This window comes from Bradyrhizobium sp. JYMT SZCCT0428, from assembly GCF_018131075.1.
Lineage (GTDB): Bacteria > Pseudomonadota > Alphaproteobacteria > Rhizobiales > Xanthobacteraceae > Bradyrhizobium.
The window spans coordinates 135,069-158,189 of the sequence record NZ_JAFCLS010000016.1; the positions used below are offsets into that span (position 1 = coordinate 135,069).

General features: G+C 63.1%; 18 protein-coding genes. 3 read left to right on the forward strand and 15 right to left on the reverse strand.

The features are described from left to right. Positions 1–15 precede the first annotated feature (15 nt). The 10 genes from JQ575_RS18465 to JQ575_RS18510 all read right to left on the reverse strand — a co-directional run bounded on the left by JQ575_RS18465 (position 16) and on the right by JQ575_RS18510 (position 12,344). The gene (locus tag JQ575_RS18465; RefSeq protein ID WP_212034638.1) at positions 16–900 is read right to left on the reverse strand and encodes an ABC transporter permease; all 885 of its coding nucleotides are present in this window, start codon (positions 898–900) and stop codon (positions 16–18) included. Continuing rightward, positions 897–1,853: an ABC transporter permease gene (locus JQ575_RS18470; protein ID WP_212034639.1), complete on the reverse strand. Its 957-nt coding sequence runs from the start codon at positions 1,851–1,853 to the stop codon at positions 897–899. Before JQ575_RS18470 ends, JQ575_RS18465 begins: the two co-directional genes overlap by 4 nt. 4 nt (positions 1,854–1,857) lie before the next feature. Continuing rightward, positions 1,858–3,405 (reverse strand): ABC transporter substrate-binding protein, encoded by a 1,548-nt coding sequence (locus JQ575_RS18475; RefSeq protein ID WP_212034640.1) that lies wholly within the window; start codon positions 3,403–3,405, stop codon positions 1,858–1,860. Between the two features lie 25 nt (positions 3,406–3,430). Next, on the reverse strand, positions 3,431–4,426 hold the full coding sequence (locus tag JQ575_RS18480) for an ABC transporter ATP-binding protein (protein ID WP_212034641.1): 996 nt from the start codon (positions 4,424–4,426) through the stop codon (positions 3,431–3,433). Then, positions 4,423–5,502, reverse strand: a complete 1,080-nt coding sequence (locus tag JQ575_RS18485) for an ABC transporter ATP-binding protein (RefSeq protein WP_212034642.1) — start codon at positions 5,500–5,502, stop codon at positions 4,423–4,425. Before JQ575_RS18485 ends, JQ575_RS18480 begins: the two co-directional genes overlap by 4 nt. Beyond that, a complete protein-coding gene (locus JQ575_RS18490) occupies positions 5,502–7,946 on the reverse strand; it encodes a CaiB/BaiF CoA-transferase family protein (RefSeq protein WP_212034643.1) in 2,445 nt (814 codons plus the stop codon). Before JQ575_RS18490 ends, JQ575_RS18485 begins: the two co-directional genes overlap by 1 nt. 140 nt (positions 7,947–8,086) lie before the next feature. After that, the gene (locus JQ575_RS18495) at positions 8,087–9,532 is read right to left on the reverse strand and encodes an amidohydrolase family protein (RefSeq protein WP_212034644.1); all 1,446 of its coding nucleotides are present in this window, start codon (positions 9,530–9,532) and stop codon (positions 8,087–8,089) included. A 100-nt stretch (positions 9,533–9,632) separates the two neighbouring features. Further along, on the reverse strand, positions 9,633–10,658 hold the full coding sequence (locus JQ575_RS18500; protein WP_212034645.1) for an ABC transporter substrate-binding protein: 1,026 nt from the start codon (positions 10,656–10,658) through the stop codon (positions 9,633–9,635). Positions 10,659–10,701: 43 nt separating this feature from the next. After that, the gene (locus tag JQ575_RS18505; RefSeq protein ID WP_212034646.1) at positions 10,702–11,478 is read right to left on the reverse strand and encodes an ABC transporter permease; all 777 of its coding nucleotides are present in this window, start codon (positions 11,476–11,478) and stop codon (positions 10,702–10,704) included. 2 nt (positions 11,479–11,480) lie between these two features. Next, entirely contained in the window at positions 11,481–12,344 is an 864-nt protein-coding gene (locus tag JQ575_RS18510) for an ABC transporter ATP-binding protein (protein ID WP_212034676.1), read from the reverse strand. A gap of 193 nt (positions 12,345–12,537) precedes the next feature. On the opposite strand from JQ575_RS18510, the gene JQ575_RS18515 reads away from it, so the two are divergent. Further along, positions 12,538–13,296, forward strand: coding sequence for a GntR family transcriptional regulator (locus JQ575_RS18515; protein ID WP_212034647.1), 759 nt, complete (start codon positions 12,538–12,540; stop codon positions 13,294–13,296). Positions 13,297–13,449: 153 nt separating this feature from the next. On the opposite strand, the gene JQ575_RS18520 is transcribed toward JQ575_RS18515, so the two are convergent. After that, a complete protein-coding gene (locus tag JQ575_RS18520) occupies positions 13,450–13,872 on the reverse strand; it encodes a nuclear transport factor 2 family protein (protein ID WP_212034648.1) in 423 nt (140 codons plus the stop codon). A 168-nt stretch (positions 13,873–14,040) separates the two neighbouring features. On the opposite strand from JQ575_RS18520, the gene JQ575_RS18525 reads away from it, so the two are divergent. After that, positions 14,041–15,282, forward strand: a complete 1,242-nt coding sequence (locus tag JQ575_RS18525; protein WP_212034649.1) for an amidohydrolase family protein — start codon at positions 14,041–14,043, stop codon at positions 15,280–15,282. A 103-nt stretch (positions 15,283–15,385) separates the two neighbouring features. After that, complete coding sequence (locus JQ575_RS18530) at positions 15,386–16,600, forward strand: mandelate racemase/muconate lactonizing enzyme family protein (RefSeq protein WP_212034650.1); 1,215 nt, start codon at positions 15,386–15,388, stop codon at positions 16,598–16,600. A gap of 119 nt (positions 16,601–16,719) precedes the next feature. Here JQ575_RS18530 and JQ575_RS18535 read toward each other — a convergent pair whose 3' ends face one another. The 4 genes from JQ575_RS18535 to JQ575_RS18550 form a co-directional block, all read right to left on the reverse strand. Beyond that, a complete protein-coding gene (locus tag JQ575_RS18535; protein WP_212034651.1) occupies positions 16,720–17,952 on the reverse strand; it encodes an ABC transporter substrate-binding protein in 1,233 nt (410 codons plus the stop codon). 95 nt (positions 17,953–18,047) lie between these two features. Continuing rightward, positions 18,048–20,090: a hydantoinase/oxoprolinase family protein gene (locus tag JQ575_RS18540; protein WP_212034652.1), complete on the reverse strand. Its 2,043-nt coding sequence runs from the start codon at positions 20,088–20,090 to the stop codon at positions 18,048–18,050. Between the two features lie 2 nt (positions 20,091–20,092). Beyond that, positions 20,093–21,757, reverse strand: coding sequence for a hydantoinase B/oxoprolinase family protein (locus JQ575_RS18545; protein ID WP_212034653.1), 1,665 nt, complete (start codon positions 21,755–21,757; stop codon positions 20,093–20,095). A 40-nt stretch (positions 21,758–21,797) separates the two neighbouring features. Beyond that, positions 21,798–23,114, reverse strand: a complete 1,317-nt coding sequence (locus JQ575_RS18550; protein ID WP_212034654.1) for an aspartate aminotransferase family protein — start codon at positions 23,112–23,114, stop codon at positions 21,798–21,800. Between the last annotated feature and the right edge of the window lie 7 nt (positions 23,115–23,121).

A 23,121-nucleotide genomic window follows, 5' to 3' on the forward strand; every position in this document is an offset into this window, starting at 1 on the left:
ACTTCCGCAAAAAGATTATCGATCCTTCATGGTCGGATCGAGCACGATACGCAAGGACTCTCCCAGCGCATTGAATGCCAACGAGACCACTAGAATGGCAAGCCCCGGGGCATACATCTGCTCCGGCGCGATTTCCATGTACTGGTAGGCGCGGGCCAGCATGGCGCCCCAGCTCGGGTTTGGCGGCTGGATGCCGAGCCCGAGGAAGCTGAGGCTGGCCTCCGCCAGCAGGGCCGCCGCCAGCAAGAGCGTGACCTGCACGATCACCGGCTGCAGGGCGTTCGGCAGCACGTGTTTCCACAGGATATGCCAGGCCGGCGCCCCAAAGCACCTGCTGGCATCGACATAGAGCTCCTGCCGCACGATCAGCGTCCGGGCGCGAACGATTCGCGCCAGCGCCGGAAACATCACGATCCCCACCGCGATCATGCCGTTGGTGAGGCCGATGCCGAGCGCACCGGTGACGGCAATCGCCAGCACGATGGCCGGGAATGACAGGAACGTATCGATGATCCGGCTGATGATGTCGTCGGTCCAGCCGCCAAAGAACCCGGCGGCCAGACCGACCGGCAGGCCGATCGCGACCGCGACGCTGACCGCGAGCAGGCTGGCATAGACGGTTGCCGGCGCGCCATAGATCAGCCGGCTGAAGATGTCACGGCCGAGATCGTCGGTGCCGAGCAGATGTCCGGGACCCGGAGCCGCCAGCATGTTGTTGGCGTCCTGCGCGGTCGGCAGATAGGGCGCGATCCATGGCGCGCCGATCGCGACGATCACCAGCACCAGGAGCACCAGGATCGCCAGCGCGGCGCGCAGATCGCCCGCCAGCCAGCGGAAAAACCGCCGCAGCCGGCTCGGCTGGACCAGTCGCTTGGGGGTTTCGAGCGCCATATCAGTCATTGTTCGATCCGGGGATCAACGGCCGCGCACAAGAGGTCCGCGACCAGGTTCACCAGAATGACCACGATCACCATCGTGAAGACTACGCCCTGCACGATCGGAAAATCGCGCTGGATGGCGCCGCGCACGATCAGGCTGCCAAGGCCGGGAATTGCAAACACAGCCTCGATCACGACGGTCGCCGCCAGCATGCGGTTGACCAGGATGCTGATGATCGTGAACAGATTGACGCTGACATTCTTCAGCCCGTGCTGCCACAGGATACGTGTCATCGAGAGGCCCTTGGCGTGCAGGGTGCGCACATATTGCGACGACAGCACTTCCAGCAGCGATCCCCGCAACTGCCGCGCCACCTCAGCCATGCCGTAGGCCGCAATCGCAATACCCGGCAGCAGCGCGTGCCGGATCGCCTCGATGGGCGAAACGCTGAAGGATTTCGCGCCGGTTGCCGGCAGCCAGTTCAGCTTCAGCGAAATCTCGGCGACCAGAATCATCGCCAGCCAGAAGCCGGGAATGGCGACCCCAAGCGAGGCGATCATGCTCACCGTCTTGTCGACCCAGCCATCGGGCTTGATCGCGGCGATCACCCCCATTGGAATTCCCGTGACCAGCGCCAGCACCAGCGCGATCGCGACAATCAGAAGCGTGTTGGGAAAGGCCCGCGAGATCGAGGTCGCGACCTTCTCGCCCGTCAGCAGCGATTGCGAGAGATCGCCTTGCACGACATTCGCCAGCCACGCGCCGTATTGGACCAGGAACGGCCGGTCGAGGCCGTAGATCTTCCGGATTTCGGTAATCCGCGCGTCGGTGGCGTTGTCGCCGGCCAGCGTCACCGCGATGTCGCCAGGCACCAGTTTGAGCAGCGCAAATACCATGAACGTCGCGAGCAGGATCACGGGCAGCGCCTGCAGCAGGCGCCCGCCGATGACCCTTGCCGGACTCCGTCGCGCCATGCCGTTAGCTCTCCAGCCAGACGTCGTCGTATTTCGGCTTGCCCAGCAGGTTCGGCCTGTAGCCCTGCACCTTCTTATTCATGGCGACCAATTCGAACTGGAACGCGAGCGGCGCCACAAGAGCGTTTTCCATCACCAAACGCTGCACGGTCGCGAACGCCTTGCGGCGCAGCTCGATGTCCTCCGACGCTCGCGACTCCTTGATTGCGGCTTCGAGTTCCGGCGGTACCGCGCCCCGGCCGCCATTATAGTAGGCGTCCTTGGTGAACATCAGCGAATAGGTCAGGCTGGGATCGGGCCGCCCGGTCCAGGCCGCGAGAATGCCGGAGCCGCGCTTCTCGGCGCCGAAGAACGCGGCAGAGGCCTCCGCGATCGGCGCGTTCAGGAAGCGCACATTCATGCCCGCCTTGCGGAACTGTTCGATCAGGATTTCCTGGCGCTGCACCGAATCCTGATCGGGATAGCCGACCAGCTCGATCGGCAAGCCGTCCTTGAAACCGGCCTCGGCGAGCAGCTTCTTCGCCTTGTCGGGATCGTGAGGATAAAGCCCGGCGACGGACTTGTCGTAGGCCCAATGCGCTTTCGGCAGGTTCATGTAAGCGGGCTCGGCCAGGCCTGCGAGCGCCGCCTTGACGAAGGTTTCGCGATCGATCGCGAAATTGAAGGCTTGACGCACCTTGATGTTGTCGAACGGCGGTTTTGCCCAGTTCAGGAAAATCTGGAACACGTACAGCGTCGGGCCGTTGAAGATCTTGATGTTGCTGGCGCGCTCCACGATCGCCTTCTGCCGCGGCGGCAGCTGGTACATCAGATCGTTCTGGCCGGCGGTGACCGAGCGTGAGCCGGTCGTCAGTTCCGGAATGATCGAGAACTCGATACCGTCAGGGTAAGGACGGTTCGGCTTCCAGTATTTCTCGTTGCGCTTGATGACGATCTTCTCGCCGTCCGCCCAGCTGACGAAGGCATAGGCGCCGGCGCCGACCGGCGTGCGCGCGACATTGCCGGCCGCGCTGGCCTTGACCGCGGCCGGCGACACCATCATGCCGGCGCGGTCGGAGAGAATGCCGGGCAATGCTGCGTCAGGTGTGCTCAGTTTCAACGTGACCTGCAACGGACCGGTCACCGCAGCCGATTCCATCGCGGCTAGATCAGCCTTGATGTTGGATTTCGGATCGCTCTTGTTGCGCTCCAGGTTGAACTTGACGGCCTCGGCATCGAGTGGCGAGCCATCGTGGAACGTCACGCCGGAGCGGATGTTGAGCACCAGCGTCGTCGGGTCCGAAAAGCTCCAGCTCTCGGCCAGGCCGGGCTTGGGCTTTAGCGTTTCAAAATCCCACTCGGTCAGCGTGTCGTACATCGTGAAAAGGAACGCGTGGTCCGAACCCGCGCCGCCGGTTGCCGGATCAAGGCTCGACGGATTGGCGGGCGCCGAGATTCGCAGGATGCCGCCGCGCTTCGGCGTGCCTTGCGCAAATGCGTCGCCGCCGAGGGTTGCACCAGCCAGCGCGCCCGTTATCAGCGCCATTACCTCGCGTCGCGTCGTCTGTGTCATGGCAATTCCTCCGGCGGTTCTTCTGTCAGCTTGGTGAAAAATTCGGGCGGTCGGCGAAATGGCAGGCGACCCAGTGATCGGGCATCAGCTCGCGCCAGTCCGGCGTCTTTTCGGCGCAGACGGCTTGCGCATACTGGCAGCGGGTGCGGAAGCGGCATCCCGACGGCGGATCGATCGGGCTCGGGATTTCGCCCTGCAGGACGATGCGGTTGTTGCCGCGCATCGTCGACGGCAACGGCCGCGGCTCCGCGGACAGCAGCGCCTGGGTATAGGGATGCAGCGGCCGTTCCGAGACTTTTTCGGTCGGGCCCAGCTCGACGAAACGTCCCAGATACATCACCGCGATCCGCTCGCTGATGTGGGACACCACGGCGAGATCGTGGGTGATGAAAACGTAGGTAAGTCCGAGGTCGCGCTGCAGTTCGGCGAACAGATTGAGCACATCGCCGCGGATCGACATATCAAGGGCGGCCACCACCTCGTCGCAGACGATCAGTTTTGGCCGCAGCGTCAGCGCACGCGCAATCACCACACGCTGCTTCTGGCCGCCGGACAACTGGTGCGGATAGCGCTCGCCGAGGTCCTGCGGCAGACCGACCCGATCCATCGCTTCATGCGCCCGCTGCAGCCGCTCGGCCTTCGATCCTGCGCGCGCCAGTTCGAGCGGCTCCAGCACCGACGATAATATCGTCATGCGCGGGTTCAGTGCGGCATTCGGGTCCTGGAAGATGATCTGGTAGTCGCGACGATGGTTTTGGAACTGTTGCCGCGGCATCGCCAGTGGATCGAGGCCATTGTGCAGGATCGCGCCGCCGCTGGGTTTCAGCAGGAACACCAGCGCACGGCCGATGGTGGTCTTGCCCGATCCGGATTCGCCGATGATGCCAAATGTCTCGCCGCGACGAACGTCGAAGCTGACGCCGTCGACCGCCTTCACGATGGCACGGCGATCGGTGGTTTGAAAGCCCACCTGGAGATCGCGCACCGAGACGATGGCGCTATCGGCGGCCTGCGGCGTCATGGGCTGGCCACCATCGCTGCGATCGGTGCCGTCGCCGCGTGCTGCAGGGCACCGGGCAGATCGAGTTCGCGAAACCGCCAGCATCGAACCTTGCGGCCGTTGCCGGCATCGAGCAGCGCCTGCTCCATCTCGCAACCGGCGACCGCATGCGCGCAGCGCGCCTTGAAGCGGCAGCCATTGGGCATGTCCATGATCGACGGCACGCGGCCCGGGATCGACGGCAGCTTGCCGTGCCGCGGGCTCAGATGCGGCAATGAACGCAACAGCCCGGACGTGTAGGGATGCAGCGGCCGCACCAGCGCGTCATCGACCGCGGCGTCCTCGATCACCTCGCCCGCATACATCGTAATCATGCGCGTGCAGGTTTCGGCGACGACGCCGAGATCGTGCGTGATCAGCATCAGCGCCGTATTGGATGTCTCGCTGAGGTCGCGCAGCAACTCCAGTATCTGGGCCTGCACCGTGACATCGAGCGCCGTGGTCGGCTCGTCCGCGATCAACAGTTGCGGACCGCAGATCAGGGCCGCCGCAATCATCACGCGCTGGCGCATGCCGCCGGAAAGCTGGTGCGGATAATCATCGATACGGCGCTCCGGCGAGGCTATGCCGACCCGGCGCAGCATATCAAGCGTGCGCTCCCTCGCCTCTTCCTTGGTGACGCCGGTGTGAACCCGCAGCGTCTCGGCGATCTGATGGCCGACCGTGAACACCGGATCGAGCGCACTCATCGGCTCCTGAAAGATCATCGCGATGCGCCGGCCGCGGATCGCCCGCATCTCGCGCGTGCTGCAGGACGCCAGATCGGTGCCGTCGAAGTGGATCGATCCATCCAGCCCGGCCAGATTGTTCGGCAACAGCCGCAGGATCGACAGGCCGGTGATGGTCTTGCCGCAGCCGCTTTCGCCGACAATGCCGACGCGTTCGCCCGGGGCGATGTCGAAATCGATCTTGCGGGTCGCCTGCCAGACGCCATGCGAGGTCTTGAAGCGGATGCCGAGGCCGCGCACCGACATCAGCGCTTGCGGGCCGCCCGCAACCGCTTCCGATCCGCGCTGTGCCGGCTGGGCCGCTGCCATCAACCCGCCGCCCGCTTCTTCTCTTTCACGAGCTGTTCCTCCATCAGCATCTCGGTTCCGATGATGCCCTCGCGGGCGAGCTGATCGATCTCGGTATCGGAAAGCCCGAGCAGCCCGCCGAGAATTTCCTGATTATGTTCGCCAAGCGTCGGCGGCGCGCTTCGGATCGGATACGGCTCTGCGCCCTCACGGAACGGCATCGACGGCTGCGGATGTTTGCCGATGAAGGCGCGGTCGATTTCCTGGATAAAGCCGCGCGCATGCAGCTGCGGATCCTGCAGCAGTTCCATCGGCAATCGCGCGACGCCTGATGCGATGCCCGCCGCCTGCAACGCCTTCATCGCAGCTTCGGGGTCGCGCGCCGACGTCCACGCGGTGATGGCGGCCTCGATTTCGCGCTCGATGACGCGCCGTCCCACCGCCGTCTTCAGCCAGGCATCGGTGGCCCAATCGGCGCGGCCGAGCAGTTTTGCAAGCCTTGGCCACATCGCGTCGCTGGAAACCGCGACCATGATCCAGTTGTCGGCGCCGGCGCAGGGGAAGCAGCCATGCGGCACGAAATCCGGATGGCGGTTGCCGTACCTGACCGGTTTCTGGCCGTCGATCGAATGCGCCACGATCCAGGGCGCCGCAAACGGCATCATGCATTCGATCTGCGCCAGATCGATGAACTGGCCCTTTCCGGTGAGCCTGGCGTGGATCAGCGCGGTGAGTACCGCCGCGCAGCCGTTCAAGCCCCCGACGGCATCGCCGAACGCGGTGTGGCTCATCACAGGCGGGCCGCTGGGATCGCCGACCACGCTCGGCAGGCCCGAGCCTTGTTCGAGCGTCGAGCCATAGGCGCGGCAGTCGCGGTTCACGCTGCCGGCGCCGAACGCCGACATCGACATCATCACCAGCTTCGGATTGAGCTTGCTAAGCACCTCATAGCCGAGCCCGAGCTTCGGCAGCACCTCGACGGAGTAATTGTCGACGACGACGTCGGCATCCGCCAACAGTCGTTTTGCGAGATCAAGACCTTGCTGGCGGGTCAGGTCGAGCGTGATGCCGCGCTTGTTGCGGTTCATGATGCAGTAGCGCACCGATTTCTCGTACATCTGTTCGAGAACATAGGCCGGCCGCCGGTCCACCCCGCGCCACCAATCCGGATATTGCGTGGCCTCGATCTTGATGACGTCGGCGCCGAGATCGGCCAGCGTGCGCGTGCAGATCGGCCCGGCCCAGCCCATCGAGAAATCGATCACGCGGATGCCTTCGAGCGGCAGGCGGTCCGATCCCTGCGCTGCAGGCACCGGCACCCGTTTCGCGGCCTCGCTGACATGCGCGCAGCCGAGCATTTGCTCGCCGATATCAGGAACCGCGCCGCCGCGACGTGGCGGTGTTCCGGTCAAGCGTTGCATCGAGCCCGCCGTAAAGCCGGTTTCGTCGCCCATCATGACCGGCACGATCGCGCCGCGCGCCTTCTTCTCGTCGTCGGCGACGAGGTCGCCGACGACGGGCACCGGCACGATCGGTATTTTGCGCTGCATGCCCGCGGCAAACCATTCCTGCGCGGTGCGCTGTTTCAGTTTTGGAATGATCTTGCCCTCGATCAATTCGATATGCTGCAGACGATCGACGCCCATGACCAGCGCCGGGTCGTCGCGCAAATCCGGTAGCCCCAGCATGTCGCAGAAGGCGCGCCATTGCGCCGGGGTCACCGTGGTAACGCCGAGCCAGCCTTGCTTGGTTTCGTAGATGCCGACGGGAAACGTCGGCCAGAAGCGATTGACCCCGATGCGCCGCATGATGTCGCCGCGCACGAACGATTCGAACATGATGTACTCGGTCACCGCGATGCTGGATTCGAAGATACTGAGGGAGTTTGACCGTCCCCGCCCGTCCTGCATCCGGCCCAGCACCGAGGAAGCCGCGGCGATAAAACCCCAGAGGCCGGCCAAGATGCCGGTCTGGAAATCCGGCGCATGCATCGGCGGCCCCTCAACCGGCCCGACCAGTTTTACCAGTCCGGTCAGCGCACGAATCGTCGAGTCCGTCGCTTCGAATTCTGCATACGGCCCCTCGCGGCCGAACCAGCTTACGTCGAGATGAATGAGGCCGGGATTGCGCTGCTTGATAAATGCGAGATCGAAAACCGGACAATCCGCCGCATCGATGTCGCGGCCGTCGAGCAGAATGTCGCACGCCGCGATCAGTTCGGTCAGGCGCGATGAAGCGTCGGCGTCGCTGGAACCGAGCGCCACGCTCGATTTGTTGAAATTAAGAAACGCAAACCAGGCACTGTGACCTTGCGGCGTCAACGGCGCGGTGCGGCGAAGCGGATCACCCTGGGGCGGTTCGATCTTCTGAACGGTCGCGCCGAAGTCGGCGAACAGCCGCGCGCAATAGCTCGTCGCCGCCGCACTCCCGATCTCGACAATCCGCAGATGCGACAACGCGCCCATCACGCTTCCTCATGGCCAAACGACCGGCATCATGTGCGCGCCGGTTCAGTTTTTTATTGCTGACCATGAAACCTTGCCCGCCTGTCGATGCAAGCGGAATTTTCTTCCGTGTTACGGAATTGGCGAACAATGCGAAGTGCTTAGGAGCTGCAATCCAGTTGCGCTTCGAACCAGTTTTGAAGCGAAGCCGAAAGCGGCGGCCATGCGCGCTGGAAATTTCCGAATTTGCCGGCATTGACCCGGTAGATGCCGCGCAACTCCTTCTCGATCGCGGGAAGATCGACGCCGGTGCAACGGCCCTCGCTGACGATCGTGCGTCCGTCGACAACCACCTCGCGCAACAGCGACGCGTTGCCTCTCGCGAACAGCAATTCAACCGGATCGACCGGCATGATCTGGTCGCGATCGAGGCGATCGAGATCGATGCTGACGAAATCTGCCGGCGCACCAGGCAGCAACGCGCCCGTACCCGACGCGCCGGTCGCCTTGCGGCCATTGGCGACGGCAAGGCCGAAAAACTCCGCTGGCGTCCAGGTTCGCTTGAAGCCGAGACCGCCGTGGAACATCTGCACCAGCCGCATTTCGCGCAGGACGTCGTCGTCCTCATCCAGCGCCAGACCATCGACGCCGACCGCAATGGCGCAGCCGCATTGATGCGCGGCGGCGATCGGCGCGAGGCCCGAGCGCAAATGCATGTTGGAACTGAAATTGGTCACGATGCGCGTCCCTGACGCGGCGATCATCTCGATCTCGTCGGGCCCCGCATGAATGCAGTGCGCCAGAGTCAGTCTGTCAGACAGAAAACCGATGTCACGGAGATAGCGAACGATACCGTCAGGGAAATGCTCATCCGCCCAGGCACGCTGATAGATCGTCTCCAGCAGATGCATGTGGATGCGGCGGCCGGTGAGCGCCGAATTTTCCGCTACCGCCTCGAGCAGCGGCTTTGAACACCACTGCACGCCCGCAGGCCCCAACTGCACATCGACCTTGGGACTTCCAATTGCCGCAGCGATCGCATCGGTCAGCTCGATATAGGCCGTGGGCGACATCGGCGCGCGGACGGACAATTCCTCGATCGTCTTGCGATCGTCGCTGGGTAACTCCGACAGTACTGGCTCACTATCGCCATAGACGATTGGATTCTGGTCGCGCACCGCAAGGGCGAACGCAATGCGGATGCCGACATCGGAAGCCGCCCGCGCGATCGCCTTGGCTTCGTCGACCAGCGGCATGGTCCCGCTCGGCCGCGTGTAATGCACCATCATCGACGCGCACCCTGCTCGCGCCGAACGCGCAAGTGCGGAGGCCGCGGTGAGATAGGGATCGACCGGTGTGCCGAGCGCAGATCGCAGGATCCAGCTTTCCAGCGGCATGCCGATCGCGCCGAACGAAGACGCCGTCGGCCGCGCGTGGTCGTGCGCGTTGACGAAGGCGGGAAGGATGAGGGAGCGCGGGCCGCTAGCGGGCGGCGTGCCGCTCTCAATGGAGGTGATGACGCCGTTGTCGTGCCGCAGCACGGCGTTTTCGACGATGCCGCGGTCAGGGCCGGAGAACAGGCTGTGTGCGGCAATTTCCATGGGCATGACCTGACTTTTTCGTCATTGCGAGAAGCGACGCGACGAAGCAATCCATATTTCCCCGTGCCGAGACGTGGATTGCTTCGCTGCGCTCGCAATGACGAGGTTAGTTCGCCGTATACTTTAACTCCCTTTCCGCGCGCGGCGGCAGGAATTCGCGCGAGAATATTTCCGATGCCGCCGGCGCCCGGGCAAGCTGGTAGCCCTCGACGATGATGCCGATGGCGCGGGTCATGCGGTCGTCCTTGACGTCGCCGACGCCGATTTCCTTCATCTCGGCCGAGACGATCAGCTTGTCGAAGGAATATTGCAGCCGGCGCTTTTCGACCTCGACATTGATCAGATTGTCGTAGTTCAGCGCCGCCTTCATGCCGGAGTTCTGGTCCTTTGCCACCGCGATCATGCCCTTGTTGACGGCGCGAACGAGCCCGGCGACGGCCTTTGGATTGGACGCGATCAGCTTGCGGGAGACCATCAGGCCGTTGGAATAGAGATCGAGACCGTAATCACCGAACGAGAACCACTTATAGTCCTTGTCAGGATCCTGGCGGTTCAGCACGAGGTTAAAATAGCTGGTGATGTTGAACACCAGCGCCGCGTCGATATCGCCCTTGATCAGCATCGGCTCCTGCAGATTGGGCGCCATGTTGGAGATCTTGATCTTCTCGCCCTCCAGCTTGTTCTTCTGCGCGAACACCGGCAGCAGCCGCGTGGTCGGCGTGCCCTGCGCGCCGCCGAGCGTGCGGCCTTCGAAATCCTTGATGGTGTTGATGCCGCTGGTCTTCTTCGTAACGATTGCAAACGGCGGCTGGTTCCAGATCTGGTAGACCATCACAGGCGCGTCCTGCGGCTTGGTCGAGGCATTCTGGATGATGGCGTTGACGTCGCCGAAGCCGGCGTCATAGGCGCCCGACATGATGCGCGTCACGGTAGCACCCGAGCCCTCGCCCTGGTCGATCACGACGTTGAGGCCCTCTTCCTTGAAGTAGCCATTGTCCTTGGCATAGAAAAACGCAGCGTCGCTGCCTTGGGTTTTCCAGCCCAGCGTGAACTTGATGGTGGTTTCCTGGGCGTTCGCGGCGCCCGTGAACAAAGCTACTCCCAACAGCGCGGCGCCTATTTTCGTTAACATCATGAACCTCCTCGACTGGGTTGGATGGCATTTGGTGAAATCGTCATGTCGCGATCAGGTCGTTCTTGCGGGTGGCCCAGCCGGTGACGCGCCCCTCGATCAGCGAAAAGATCACGTAGAGCGCGACGCCGAGGCCGGCGAGCACGAACAGGCCGGCGAACACCAGTGGCACGTTGAAATTCGAGGACGCGGTCATCATCACGTTGCCGATGCCGCGGTTCGACGCCACGGTCTCGGAGAGAACGGCGCCGACAAAGGCGTAGCTGATCGCAACCTTCAATGATGCAAAGAAGAACGGCATCGTGCGGGGCAGACCGACGTTCCAGAGGATGTCGAGCTTGCTGGCGCCCAGTGCCTTGAGCACGTCTTCGAGTTCGGGTTCGGTGGTAGCAAGCCCGGTCGCGATATTGACGACGATCGGGAAGAAGCAGATCGACAGCGCGGTCAGCACCGCTGGCACGCTGCCGGAGCCGAACCAGAGGACGAAGATCGGAACGACCGCGACTTTCGGGATCGACGAGAAACCGACCAGCAGCGGATAAGCCGTGTCGTATGCCGTCTTGGAAACACCGATCACGGCGCCGAGCAACACTCCAAGCCAAACGCCGAGCACGAAGCCGATCATCGTCGTCGCCAGCGTCTGCAGGATATGCGGCCACAACAGCGGAAATTTCTGGTAGAGCGTGACAAAAACTTCCGACGGCCGCGGCAGCACCAGATCGGACATCCCGGTCATCACGCAAAACAACTCCCAGGCGACAAAGAACAGCACAATCAGTGCCGCCGACCAGGCTTTTTGTCTGAGATCGCTTGCGGACATGGTCAGGTCGCTCCCTCGGCTGGCGCGCTGCGCGCATCGACGATGAAGGTGCGCAGCTTCTGGTTCAGCGCCACGAAATCGGGCTCGAACGTCATCGCCACCGTGCGCGGGCGGCTGAAGGTGACCGGGCTGTCGTCGACGATGCGGCCGGGGCGCGCGCTCATCACGCAGATGCGGCTGGCGAGGAATGCGGCTTCGCGCAGATCATGCGTCACCAGCAGCACGGTCGGCTTGTGGGTCATCCAGAGGTCTTGCAGGATCGACCACAGTTCCTCGCGCGTGAACTGGTCGAGCGCGCCGAAGGGCTCGTCAAGCAGCAGCATGCGCGGCTCGTGGATCAGTGCGCGGCACAGATTGGCGCGCTGAAGCATGCCGCCGGAAAGCTGCCAGGGAAAACGGCTGCCGAAGCCCTTGAGGCCGACCTGCTCCAGCAGCGCGTTGGCCTTGTCGCGGAATTCGGTCTTGCGCAGTTTTCGAAACTGCGAGCGAAACGGTTCGACGATCTTGAGCGGCAGCATGATGTTCCGCTCGATCGTCATCCAGGGCAGCATGGTCGGATTCTGGAACGCCATGCCGACGCGCAGCGCTCGCGCCGCGACTTCCCGGCCGCCGACGATGACGACGCCGGTGGTCGGCTGAACCAGCCCGCTGGCCAGCCGCAGGATGGTGGACTTGCCGCAGCCGGAAGGGCCGACCAGCGCGACGAATTCGCCGTCCGCGATCCGAAGCATGGTTTTCGACAGCGCCGGCACCGCCCGGTCGCCACGGCCAAAGGTGACGGAGGCGTCCGACAGCTCAATTGCGACGGGCACGGCGGCGGCTGGAACGGGCGCGCCGGAGAATTCCGAATCTGGTTGCATGCGCATCATGGCTAGAAGTGCATGCAAGCCGGATGCCAGCAAAACTCGCGTTTGAAATCAATGGGATCGCAAAAAGAGACCCAAACCAGCGGATTCCTTTTAGGCAATCCGGCCGCCAAACTGCATGCAATTCAGGCGATCGATTGTCGCCCATTTGTGCTATGAGGGCGCATTCGAAGCACTTCTCAGGGATTCGCCGATGGCGCCTCGTTCGGCCGGCAAGACTGCGGAATCATCCGACAAGGTCGGCGTGATCTGCCGAGCGTTGCGCCGAGCCATCATCGAGCAGGCGCTGGAGCCCGGCGCAAAACTGCCTGAGGATTCGCTCGGCGAACGCTTCGGCGTCAGCCGCACCATTGCCCGCCATGCGCTGGGGCAACTCGCCGCGGAAGGCCTTGTCGAGCTTCGCCGCAACCGGATCGCTGTCGTGGCGACACCAAGCTGGCAGGAAGCCCGCGACGCCTTTGATATCCGGATTGAACTCGAACGCCTCGTGGTGCGCCAGCTCGCCGGCAAACTGACCAAAGCCCAGATCGCGACGCTGAACGCCCACGTCGACGCCGAGGATGGCGCGCGCGACGGCACCGATGCGGTGTCCATTCGTCTTGCGACCGAGTTCCACATCCTGCTTGCGCAGATGACGAACAGCCCGATCCTCGTGCGTTACGTCAGCGAAGTCGCCTATCGCTGCTGCCTGACGCTATCCCTGTACAGCCGTCCGCATTCGTCGGAATGCGCGATCAACGAACATCGCGGAATTATCGCAGCCCTGGTCAAGGGCGACGAGGCCAAGGTGATGAGCCTGATGCACAGCCATCTGGATTCCGTGGCGAACCGGGCCCTGGTGGCGCCGACACCTCAGCGCGGCCGCGATTTGCTGGATATTCTGGCGCCCTATGCCGATGAGGGCGAGAGCGAGCGCGTGGTGAAAATGCCGAAGGTGGTGAGGGCGAGGTAGCTGTTCTCCCTCGCCCCGCGCATGCCGGGGAGAGGGTTGGGGTGAGGGGCTCTATCCTCGCGGTGAAGACTATCGAAAGACCTGTACCCCCTCACCCGGATTGCACTGCGTGCAATCCGACCTCTCCCCGCAAGCGGGGCGAGGTAAGAAAGCTCACGCCTCAATCCCTCTCTGAACCAGAATGCGTTCCGCGCTGTCGTTCCAGACGTCCATCTTCACGATCTGGCCGCCTTTGACGACGAAGCGATCGACATAACGGTTGCCCTCGAATGGCGTGCCGTCGATCCATTCGCCGTAGAGCGTGCCGATGCTGTAGACCACGGTCTCGTCCGCCCCCGGGCAGACGTCAAAACGATCCATCTTCTTTTTGACCCAGCGATAGCGCCCTGCGTTGAAGCCGGTCGGCCCGCGCGGATGATCGAATTCGCGCCCGCCGGTAAAGGTGATGATGGTGCCCGGCTTCATGTAGGCCGCCGCCGCATCCGGATCCGGGATCATCGATGCTGTGAGATAGGCCTCGACCACTTCGGCGTCCGAAAGGCGGCGGTCTTCTTGGGCTTTGGCGACAATGGGCATGACGGCTGGCTCCTGACCCCCGGAATACTACAATCTGGGCTTCCAATTGCATGCACATATTTTGAACAGTTTGGCCTATAAACTGCACACAGTCTGGTGCTGCCTCCAAACCGCTCTTCCGCTAGGCTCCCCTCACCTCAAACCAGCCTAGAAACAGCTAAAGTCCTGATGAGCGCGCGAACCGCCTTCGACCTGATCTTCCGCAACGCCCGGACCCGGGCTTCGGCCATTCCGGTCGATATCGGCGTATCCGAGGGGCGGATCGCCGCCATCGAGGCACATCTGGCCTGCGACGCACCCGAAATCGAGATCGGCGGCAAGCTCGCTTTGCCCGGCTTCGTCGACACCCACATCCATCTCGACAAGGCCTGCCTGCTCGGCCGCTGCGGGCACGACCATGCCACCGTGGGCGAGGCGATCGCTGCGGTTGCCGCCATGAAGCGCGATTTCACCGTCGAAGACGTCTATGCCCGCGGCGCGCGGGTGCTCGAACGCGCCATCGTGCACGGCACCACGCGGATGCGCACGCATGTGGAAATCGATCCACGCATCGCGCTGCGCGGCTTCGAGGCGGTCAAGGCACTGAAGCGCGACTATGCCTGGGCGATCGATCTGTCGATCTGCGTGTTTCCGCAGGAAGGCCTGACCAACGATCCCGGCGCGGATGAACTCCTGGTCGCGGCACTGCGCGACGGCGGCGAAGCGATCGGCGGCTGTCCCTATATGGACACCGACCCGAACGCGCATCTCGAAAGACTGTTCGATCTCGCGCAGGAATTCGATGTCGATGTCGACCTGCATCTCGACTTCGATCTCGATCCATCCTGGTGGCATCTGGATGAAGTCTGCCGGCAGACCGAGCGGCGTAATTATCATGGCCGCGTCGCGATCGGACACGCCACCAAACTCTCGGCGCTGCCGCCCGATCGGCTGAAAGCCGCGACCGAACGGCTGGCGAAAGCCGGCGTCGCCGTCACCGTGCTGCCGGCGACCGACCTCTATCTGATGGGCCGCGACGCCACCCACAATGCGCCACGCGGCCTCACCGTGGCGCACCGACTGGTCGAGAACGGCGTGCTGTGTTCGGTCGCGACCAACAACGTGCTCAATCCGTTCACGCCGTTCGGCGATGCATCGCTGCTGCGCATGGCCAATTTCTACGCCAATGTCGCCCATGCCGGAATCAGCGAGTTCGACACCTGCCTCGACCTGGTGACGGACTTGCCGGCACGCCTGATGAACCTGCGGGATTACGGCATCGCGCCAGGCAACCCTGCCGATTTGATTGTTCTCGACACCGACACCGGCCCGAACGCGATCGCAGAACTGCCCGACGTGCTGATGGGCTTCAAGAACGGCCGCCAGGTGTTTGAGCGACGCCAACCGACGCTATTTCCGCCGCAGGCTTAGGCGGCGCATCTGCCGCATACGGGCATCGCGCCACGCGCGATTGACGCCCCTGCCAATCCGTTGTTGTTATCGGTCAACGAAAACAACAGCCGGGCAGGAAATCATGACCAAATCATCCAAGATCAGAAGCGTTGAAACGCTCTCCTGCGACGCCGGTTGGCGCAACTATCACTTCGTCAAGATCATGACCGAAGACGGCATCGTCGGCTGGAGCGAGTATGACGAGGGTTTTGGCGCGCCCGGCGTCACGGCGGCGATCGAGCGGCTGTCCGCGCGGGTGGTCGGCAAGAACGCCTTCCAGCACGAGCGGATTTACGCGGAACTGTTTGCGGCGACGCGCCCCGCTGCCGGCGGCGTGGTGGCGCTGGCGCTCGGCGCCATCGAGAACGCGCTGCTCGACGTCAAGGCGAAGGCGCTCGGCGTGCCCTGCTATGAACTGCTGGGAGGAAAAATCCGCGATCGCGTCCGGGTCTACTGGTCGCATTGCGCGACCTGGCGCATCAATCATCCGGATTGGTTCAAGCCCGCCATCACCGATCTCGATGGCGTCAAGTCGATCGGTCGCGAAGTCCGCGAAAAGCGCTTCACCGCGATGAAGACCAACATCTTCGTCTACACCGACGGCAAGCCGCAGGGCTGGCGGCCCGGCTTCGGTTCGCCATTCGAGCCGGAGATCAACGTCGATCGCACCGTGATCGGCAATCTCTGCATGCACCTCGAAGCTATCAGAGACGGCGCCGGCCCCGATGTCGATCTCTTACTCGACCTCAACTTCAACGCCAAGACCGAGGGCTATCTGAAGATCCTGCGCGCGATCAAGGATATGGACATGTTCTGGGTCGAGATCGACACTTTCAATCCGCAGGCGCTCGGCTACATCCGCCGCCAGAGCCCGCATCCGATCTCATCCTGCGAGACGCTGCTGGGCCTGCGCGAATTCCTGCCCTACTTCAACGAACAGGCCATGGATGTCGCGATCATCGACACGCCTTGGAACGGGGTGTGGCAATCGATGAAGATCGCCGCCGCCGCCGAGCATTTCGAAGTCAACGTCGCGCCGCATAATTTCTACGGTCATCTCTGCACCATGATGAACGCGCATTTCTGCGCCGCGGTGCCGAATCTGCGGATCATGGAAACCGATATCGACCGGCTGGCGTGGGACCACGAACTGTTCACCCATCTGCCCGAGATCGTCGATGGCCACCTCGTGATTTCCGATCGGCCGGGCTGGGGCACCGAACCCAACGAGGAAGGCCTGCGCGCCCATCCGGCAAAGAGCAAGGGCGGATTGTTGAATTACGGGCAGAAGAAGTAGGCGCTGCGTAGGATGGGTGGAGCGAAGCGATACCCATCATGCCGCCACGGCTCAGGTGATGGGTTTCGCTTCGCTCTACCCATCCTACGAGTCCTGCGATCGCTGCTTGCGGGCCAGTGTCAATTATCCCCCGGCTTGCGCGCAAACGCGCTTTCGATCACGTCGCCGATCGGCTGCCAGGCGTTGCCGTCGAATTGCACCAGCCGCATCTGCTTGATGGGATGAAAATCCGCAGGCCCCGTGTTGATGGCAATGCCCGGCAGAATGATCGGGCTCTGATAGTTCTTCAGCGATGCGGCCTGCCGCATGATGTTCTCGCGTGACAGGTCGTCGCCGCACTGGGTTAATACCTGGACCAGGGTCTCGGCTGCGGCATAGCCGAAGATGGCGTAGCTATCCTCCCTGTCGCCGTCGGGATAATACTTGTCCATGAATGACAGCCAGGTCTTGATGGAAGGATCTTCCTTCCATGTGGCGTCGCCGGCGTCTTTCAGGAACGACGTCGAGATCACACCGGCGGCGTTCGCAAGCCCCGCAGGTCTCAGCGCATTAGCGATCGAGGACGCCGCATTGACCAGCACCACCACCGGATACCAACCCAGTTCGGCCGCTCTTCGGATGGCCCGCGCCGAGATTGGCGGCGCGCAATTGAGCACGAGTACTTCAGCCCCGGAATTCTTGAGGATGTCGACCTGGGCATCGATCGACATATCGGCCTCGATGGCGATATCAGCCACGATCATCCGGGCGGTGACGCCGAGCCCTTCCTGCAATCCCTTGAACAGATCGCGTCCGAACTGATCGTTCTGCCAGAGCACCGCGATCTTGCGGCTCGGATAGGAGGCCTGGATGTAGTTGGCGTAGATCCGTCCCTCGGCGCGAAACGTCGGCTGCCAACCCATGGACCACGGAAATCGTTTGGGATGCGCCCACTCCTCGTCGCCGGACGCGACAAAGAGTTGCGGCACCTTCTTCTCGTTGAGGTAGGTCCGCGTCGCCAGATTGCTCGGCGTGCCGAACGAGCCGAACATCAGCAGCACGTTCTCCTGCTCCACCAGTTGAGTTGTGTGCTCGGCTGCCATCTTCGGATTGGAACTGTCGTCACGGGAGATGAATTTGATCTTGCGACCGTTGATGCCGCCACGATCATTGATCATGTCGAAATAGGCGGCTTCAGCCCTGCCGATCGCCGCGAACGCGGCCAAGGGCCCGGTATACGGCATGATATTGCCGATGCGGATTTCGGTATCGGTGACGCCGCCGCCATGGGCCTGTCGCGCTGATATCTGAATGCCGGCGAACAGCGCGGCTAACAGGGCCAGGATAGTGCCAGTTTCTTTTATTGTTTTCATGAACATGGCCTCACGCTAACTCAAGCTTGTGACGCCTAACCCAGCGCTTGCGATGGTACCGCCCAAACCGGCGCTGTTGAAATCAATTTTTGTGTTCAGCGCAGGGTAATATCCAGCCATCCCAGCGCATTGACGCTGACACGGTCGCCGGTATCGACCAGCACCGTGGTGGTTTCCGCCTCAATGATGGCAGGACCGTTCAGGGAATGACCGGGCTGCAGCGCATCGAGCGCATAGACCGGCACCTCGCGCCAGCCGCCAAAGAACGCCTGTCGCGTGCCGCTTGGCGCGCAAGCGCTAGCGGATGTTGCCGGCCGCGTATTCTGATCGTTTGGCGCAACAGTGCCGACCGCCGCGACGCGCGCATTGACGAACACGACCTCCTGGCCGGGCGATGCGTAGGTATAGAGTTCCTCGTGCTTGCGATGGAAGCGCTGCTCGATCTGGTCGACGAGGTCGGCCGCATTCCAGTCGAGACCGTCAAGCGAAACGTCGATCTCGAAAATCTGCTCGCCGTAACGCATTTCGGCGGAACGTTCGATCGACAGCGGACCGTTGAACCATGAGCGCAACCGTCCGGCGGCCGCTTGCTCCAATTCGGCGAACAGCTCACGCACTTCGCCGGCTGAAATGCGCGCTGCTTTGCCGTAATGCGTGCGGCTCATCTCATAGCGCAGATCGCTGGTCAGCATGCCCCATGCCGACAGCACGGAGGCGACCGTCGGCACGATGATACGTTTGATCTCCAGTTCGCGCGCGACTTCGACGGCGTGCAGACCCGCTGCGCCGCCGAAACTCAGCAGCGCGAATTTCCTGGGATCGACGCCGCGGCGCAACGTCATCAGACGGATGCCGTCGGCCATGTTCAAATTGATCATGCGGTAAATGCCGGCGGCGGCCTCGACGCGCGAGAGCTCCATGGCTGCGGCGACACGATCGACCGCAGCTTCCGACGCCGCACGATCAAGCGGGCGCTGGCCGCCCATGAAGGCCGCCGCATCGAGATAGCCGAGCACGACATTGGCGTCGGTGACGGTCGCCGCCTGCCCGCCATTGCCGTAACAGGCCGGGCCCGGAATCGAGCCGGCGCTTTCCGGACCGACCCGCAGCGTGCGGCTGCCATCGACGCTGGCGATCGAACCGCCGCCGGCGGCGATGCTCGCAATATCGAGGCTGCGCAACGCGATGCGCTGGCCCGCGAGCAGGCCGTCAGCGGAGAGCGAGGCCTGTCCGTCCGAAATGAGAGAGATGTCCGTGCTGGTTCCGCCCATGTCGAACGGCACGAGATCGGGAATGCCGAGCAGCTCAGCACAGCGCCGGCCGCCTGACATCCCGCCCGCCGGCCCTGACAGCACCGTGCCCGCGGCAAGGCGTGAGGCTTCCTCGACCGGCGCCATGCCGCCATGCGACAGGATCACGAACAGGCTGCCCTTGAGGCCAGCCTCCTTCAGCCGCCGTTCGAGATTGGTGAGATAGCGCCGCACGATCGGTTCGACATAGGCATTCACGATCGTGGTCGAGACGCGCTCATATTCCTTGATCTGCGGCAGCACGTCGCTGGAACGCGACACGCTGACGTCAGGCAATTCCCTGGCCAGCCGTTCGACTGCGGCAAGTTCATGGACCGGGTTGAGATAGGAATGCAGGAAGCAGATCGCGACCGAGGTCGCGCCGGATTTCCGGATGCCAGCGATGGCCTCGTCAAGCGAGCGCTCATCCAGCGCAGTCAAAACCTCGCCATTCGCCTTGAGCCGTTCGCGAACGCCAAAACGCAGTTCGCGCGGTACCAAGGGCTCCGGCGGCGGCGAACGCAGATCGTAGCGGTCGGGCTTGAGGCCTTCGCGCATTTCGATCACGTCGCGATGGCCCTCGGTGGTCAAGAGCGCGACCTTGGCGCCCTTGCGCTCCAGCAACGCGTTGGTCGCAACCGTCGTCCCGTGAACCAGCCGATCGGTAGCAGCTAGCATCTCCGCACGCGTCGTGTTCAATCGCCGCGCCAGTTCTTCGAGGCCGGTCATGACGCCGATCGATTGGTCGGCGGGTGTGGATGGCGATTTTGCGAATATGGTTCGCCCGGACGAATCCGTGGCCACCAGGTCGGTATAGGTTCCGCCGACGTCAACTCCGATTGTGTACATCGTCAGCCACGTCGCTTCGCGGAAACACTGGTCAATCCCTGCTCGGCGTCGCGTCGCCGCGCCTCCGCTGATCGCTTGGACGGTGGCCCCCAGCCACCGCCGCCGGACGAGCGTATCTCGAGGCAATCGCCGGGATGGAGTTCGATGCCGACTTCCTTGGTGCGCAACACGCGCGGCTCGCGGCCTTCGGACAGCAGGCGATAATGATGCGGCTCGCCATCCTCGCCGCCGAGCATGCCGCAGGGGCCATGACGTGCGCCATCGCCTGCGGTGTTGCCGCGTGACGGCTTTTCGGTCTCCAGCACCAGATCGAGGGCAACGCCGAGGCCGCCGAGGAACTGCCCGTCGCCACCGGAGCCCGGTCGGAATTCATGCTGGCGGAAGTGCAACGGAAAGCGCGCCTCGGCGACCTCGATGCTTCCGAACTTCAATCCACCGACGCTGTGCCATTCGCCGATCGACGAGTAACCGTCGCCACCAGACGAAGCACCGCCGCCCGGTCGAGCCTGAAACAGATGCCAGATGAACTGCTTTCCGGTACGGGGATCCTCGCCCTGAATCGCGATCCGGAATCTGCGGCTCCATCCGGCCATCGCGCGTTCCGGACAGGAGGCGGACATGGCCTTCACAATCGCTTCGACGATCTCGTTGGAAGGATGGCTCGTGCACAAGGTCACCGGCCGGCCCGGATCGGCCCAGACGATCGTCCCTTGCTTGGCGATCACCTTCAGCGGCCGCAGCGCGCCGGTGTTCTTGGGGATGTCAGCGTCGATCAGATAGGCAAAGGCCATCGCGACCGCCGCCTGCATGTTGGCATGCGAGGAATTGACAAAACTGGTCGACTGCGGATCGGACTGCGTCAGGTCGACCTCGACATCGCTGCCCTTCTTGGTGACCTTGGCCGCGATCCTTATATCCGTGCGGCCATGGCCGTCATCGTCGAGAAACGCCTCGCCGTGAAAGACGCCGTCCTTCCAGGTCGAGACCACGGCGCGAGTCTGCGCTTCGGTTGCATCCAGAATCGCTTCGATCGCGGCTTCGACGACCGGCGCGCCGAATTCGCTGAACAGTTTTGCGACACGCCGCTCGCCGAGATGCGCCGCGCCCAGCATCGCGGCAAGGTCGCCGCGAAACTCGCGCGGGTTTCGCACATTCAGCGCCAGCATCTCGAGCAGATCCTCGCGCGGCCGCCCCGCCTCGGAAAGTCTGATCGGCGGAATGCGCAGGCCCTCCTGCCAGATTTCCGTTGCCCCGGGATTGTAGGCGCCGTGGGTGGCGCCGCCGATATCGCTTTGGTGGGCGCGGACGATGGTCCACAGCAGCCGCTTGTCGCCGTCGAACACCGGCACGAAGACGGTGAGATCAGGCAGATGGCTGCCGCCATAATAGGGATCGTTGAGCAGGAAGACGTCGCCCGGCTTGACGTCCTTGAACCGCTCCTCGACCGCGATCGTCGCCCATGGCAACGCGCCGACATGCACCGGCAGATGATCGGCCTGGGCGATCAGGCGGGCGCGCGTATCGCAAATCCCCAGCGAAAAGTCGCGGCTGGAATTGAGGATCTGCGAATAGGAGGTGCGAAGCATGGCTTCGCCCATCTCTTTTACGATCGAACTGAGCCGATGCTGGACGACGGACCGTGTGATGGGATCGATCTTGGCGGACATTCTTGCCTTGTTGTTCTTGCTTGCCTTGTTGTTCTTGAACCTAGAGCGAGGCCGACACTTCCGATATCGCGCCGGATACGGCATCGATGATCGCATGTATATCGGCATCCGTCATCGGGGTCGACAATGCCATCAATCCATTGCCCGCCGCCAGCACGCCACGATTGAGCAGCGCCTGGTTGAAAACCACCTGACGCCTGGCTTCCGCTTCGCTCGGATAGGCCGAGCGATAGTCGCGCACCGGACGATCGACGAGATGTATCTTCAGGAGCGAGCCGAGCCCGACGGTGCGGCCGGGAACATTGTGGCGGCGGAACGCCGCGTCGATCCCTGATCGAACCGCCTCCCCCATGGCATCGAGCCGCGCGAACGCCGCCTCGTCCAGCAGTTCCATCGCCGCGATACCGGCGCGCATCGTCACCGGATTGGCGGAGAATGTGCCGCCATGCGGCAGCGCAGGCTTGCCCGGACGGGGATCGAACACGGCCATGAATTCCTTGTGACCGCACACCGCACCGACCGGAAACCCGCCGCCGATGATTTTTGCGAGCGTGGTCAGATCGGGGGCGATATTGAACAGACCCTGCGCGCCGCGATAGCCGAGCCGGAACGTGATCACTTCATCGAACACGAGCAGCGCACCGACCTCGCGCGTCACCTTGCGCAGCGCCTCCAGATACGCCTGATCGGCCGGCGCCAGGCCGGCGCGATTGGGCATGGGATCGACAAGGACGCAGGCGAGTTCAGGGCCATGCTCGCGGATCAGGCTGACCGCGGCCTCGGTGTCGTTGAACGGAATGGTCAGGACATCCGCGAGCACATTGTCCGGCGTGCCCTTGGCGTAGGCGACGGACACCGGCGCGTTGCGGCCCCAGGCTTCCGGCGTCGGATCGAGGCTGACCTCGGCGTAATCATAGGAGCCATGATAGGCGCCCTCGCACTTGGCAATTTTGGGGCGGCCGGTATGGGCGCGGGCGGCCTTCAGCGCCATCATGACAGCTTCAGTGCCTGAATTGCAGAACCGCACCTGATCGACCGACGGCAATCGCGCGGCGAGCAGTTCGGCAAGGTCGACCTCGGATTCGGTCGGCATCCCAAACGCCGATCCCAGCGCAAGTTGCGAGGTCGCGGCCTTGATCAACACTGGGTGTGCATGGCCGTGAATCTGCGAGGTGAAATTGTTGATGCAATCGATGAACTCGTTGCCATCGAGGTCCCACACCCGGCATCCCTCGCCGCGCGCGGCGTAAATCGGATACGGTTTCATGAAGACGGTGGTGCGCGTATTGCCACCGGGCAGGCTCGCCAGTGCGCGGTTGTACATTTTTTGCGACGAGGAATTTGAATCCGGATACATGCGATAT

What these genes read in the sequence shown, in the direction of transcription:
- JQ575_RS18510 (WP_212034676.1), bottom strand. Translation starts at nt 12,344, where the DNA reads ATGCGCATGCAACCAGATTCGGAATTCTCCGGCGCGCCCGTTCCAGCC.
- JQ575_RS18545 (WP_212034653.1), bottom strand. Translation starts at nt 21,757, where the DNA reads ATGTCCGCCAAGATCGATCCCATCACACGGTCCGTCGTCCAGCATCGG.
- JQ575_RS18485 (WP_212034642.1), bottom strand. Translation starts at nt 5,502, where the DNA reads ATGGCAGCGGCCCAGCCGGCACAGCGCGGATCGGAAGCGGTTGCGGGC.
- JQ575_RS18550 (WP_212034654.1), bottom strand. Translation starts at nt 23,114, where the DNA reads ATGTATCCGGATTCAAATTCCTCGTCGCAAAAAATGTACAACCGCGCA.
- JQ575_RS18500 (WP_212034645.1), bottom strand. Translation starts at nt 10,658, where the DNA reads ATGTTAACGAAAATAGGCGCCGCGCTGTTGGGAGTAGCTTTGTTCACG.
- JQ575_RS18530 (WP_212034650.1), top strand. Translation starts at nt 15,386, where the DNA reads ATGACCAAATCATCCAAGATCAGAAGCGTTGAAACGCTCTCCTGCGAC.
- JQ575_RS18505 (WP_212034646.1), bottom strand. Translation starts at nt 11,478, where the DNA reads ATGTCCGCAAGCGATCTCAGACAAAAAGCCTGGTCGGCGGCACTGATT.
- JQ575_RS18535 (WP_212034651.1), bottom strand. Translation starts at nt 17,952, where the DNA reads ATGAAAACAATAAAAGAAACTGGCACTATCCTGGCCCTGTTAGCCGCG.
- JQ575_RS18475 (WP_212034640.1), bottom strand. Translation starts at nt 3,405, where the DNA reads ATGACACAGACGACGCGACGCGAGGTAATGGCGCTGATAACGGGCGCG.
- JQ575_RS18540 (WP_212034652.1), bottom strand. Translation starts at nt 20,090, where the DNA reads ATGTACACAATCGGAGTTGACGTCGGCGGAACCTATACCGACCTGGTG.
- JQ575_RS18525 (WP_212034649.1), top strand. Translation starts at nt 14,041, where the DNA reads ATGAGCGCGCGAACCGCCTTCGACCTGATCTTCCGCAACGCCCGGACC.
- JQ575_RS18515 (WP_212034647.1), top strand. Translation starts at nt 12,538, where the DNA reads ATGGCGCCTCGTTCGGCCGGCAAGACTGCGGAATCATCCGACAAGGTC.
- JQ575_RS18490 (WP_212034643.1), bottom strand. Translation starts at nt 7,946, where the DNA reads ATGGGCGCGTTGTCGCATCTGCGGATTGTCGAGATCGGGAGTGCGGCG.
- JQ575_RS18480 (WP_212034641.1), bottom strand. Translation starts at nt 4,426, where the DNA reads ATGACGCCGCAGGCCGCCGATAGCGCCATCGTCTCGGTGCGCGATCTC.
- JQ575_RS18520 (WP_212034648.1), bottom strand. Translation starts at nt 13,872, where the DNA reads ATGCCCATTGTCGCCAAAGCCCAAGAAGACCGCCGCCTTTCGGACGCC.
- JQ575_RS18470 (WP_212034639.1), bottom strand. Translation starts at nt 1,853, where the DNA reads ATGGCGCGACGGAGTCCGGCAAGGGTCATCGGCGGGCGCCTGCTGCAG.
- JQ575_RS18465 (WP_212034638.1), bottom strand. Translation starts at nt 900, where the DNA reads ATGACTGATATGGCGCTCGAAACCCCCAAGCGACTGGTCCAGCCGAGC.
- JQ575_RS18495 (WP_212034644.1), bottom strand. Translation starts at nt 9,532, where the DNA reads ATGCCCATGGAAATTGCCGCACACAGCCTGTTCTCCGGCCCTGACCGC.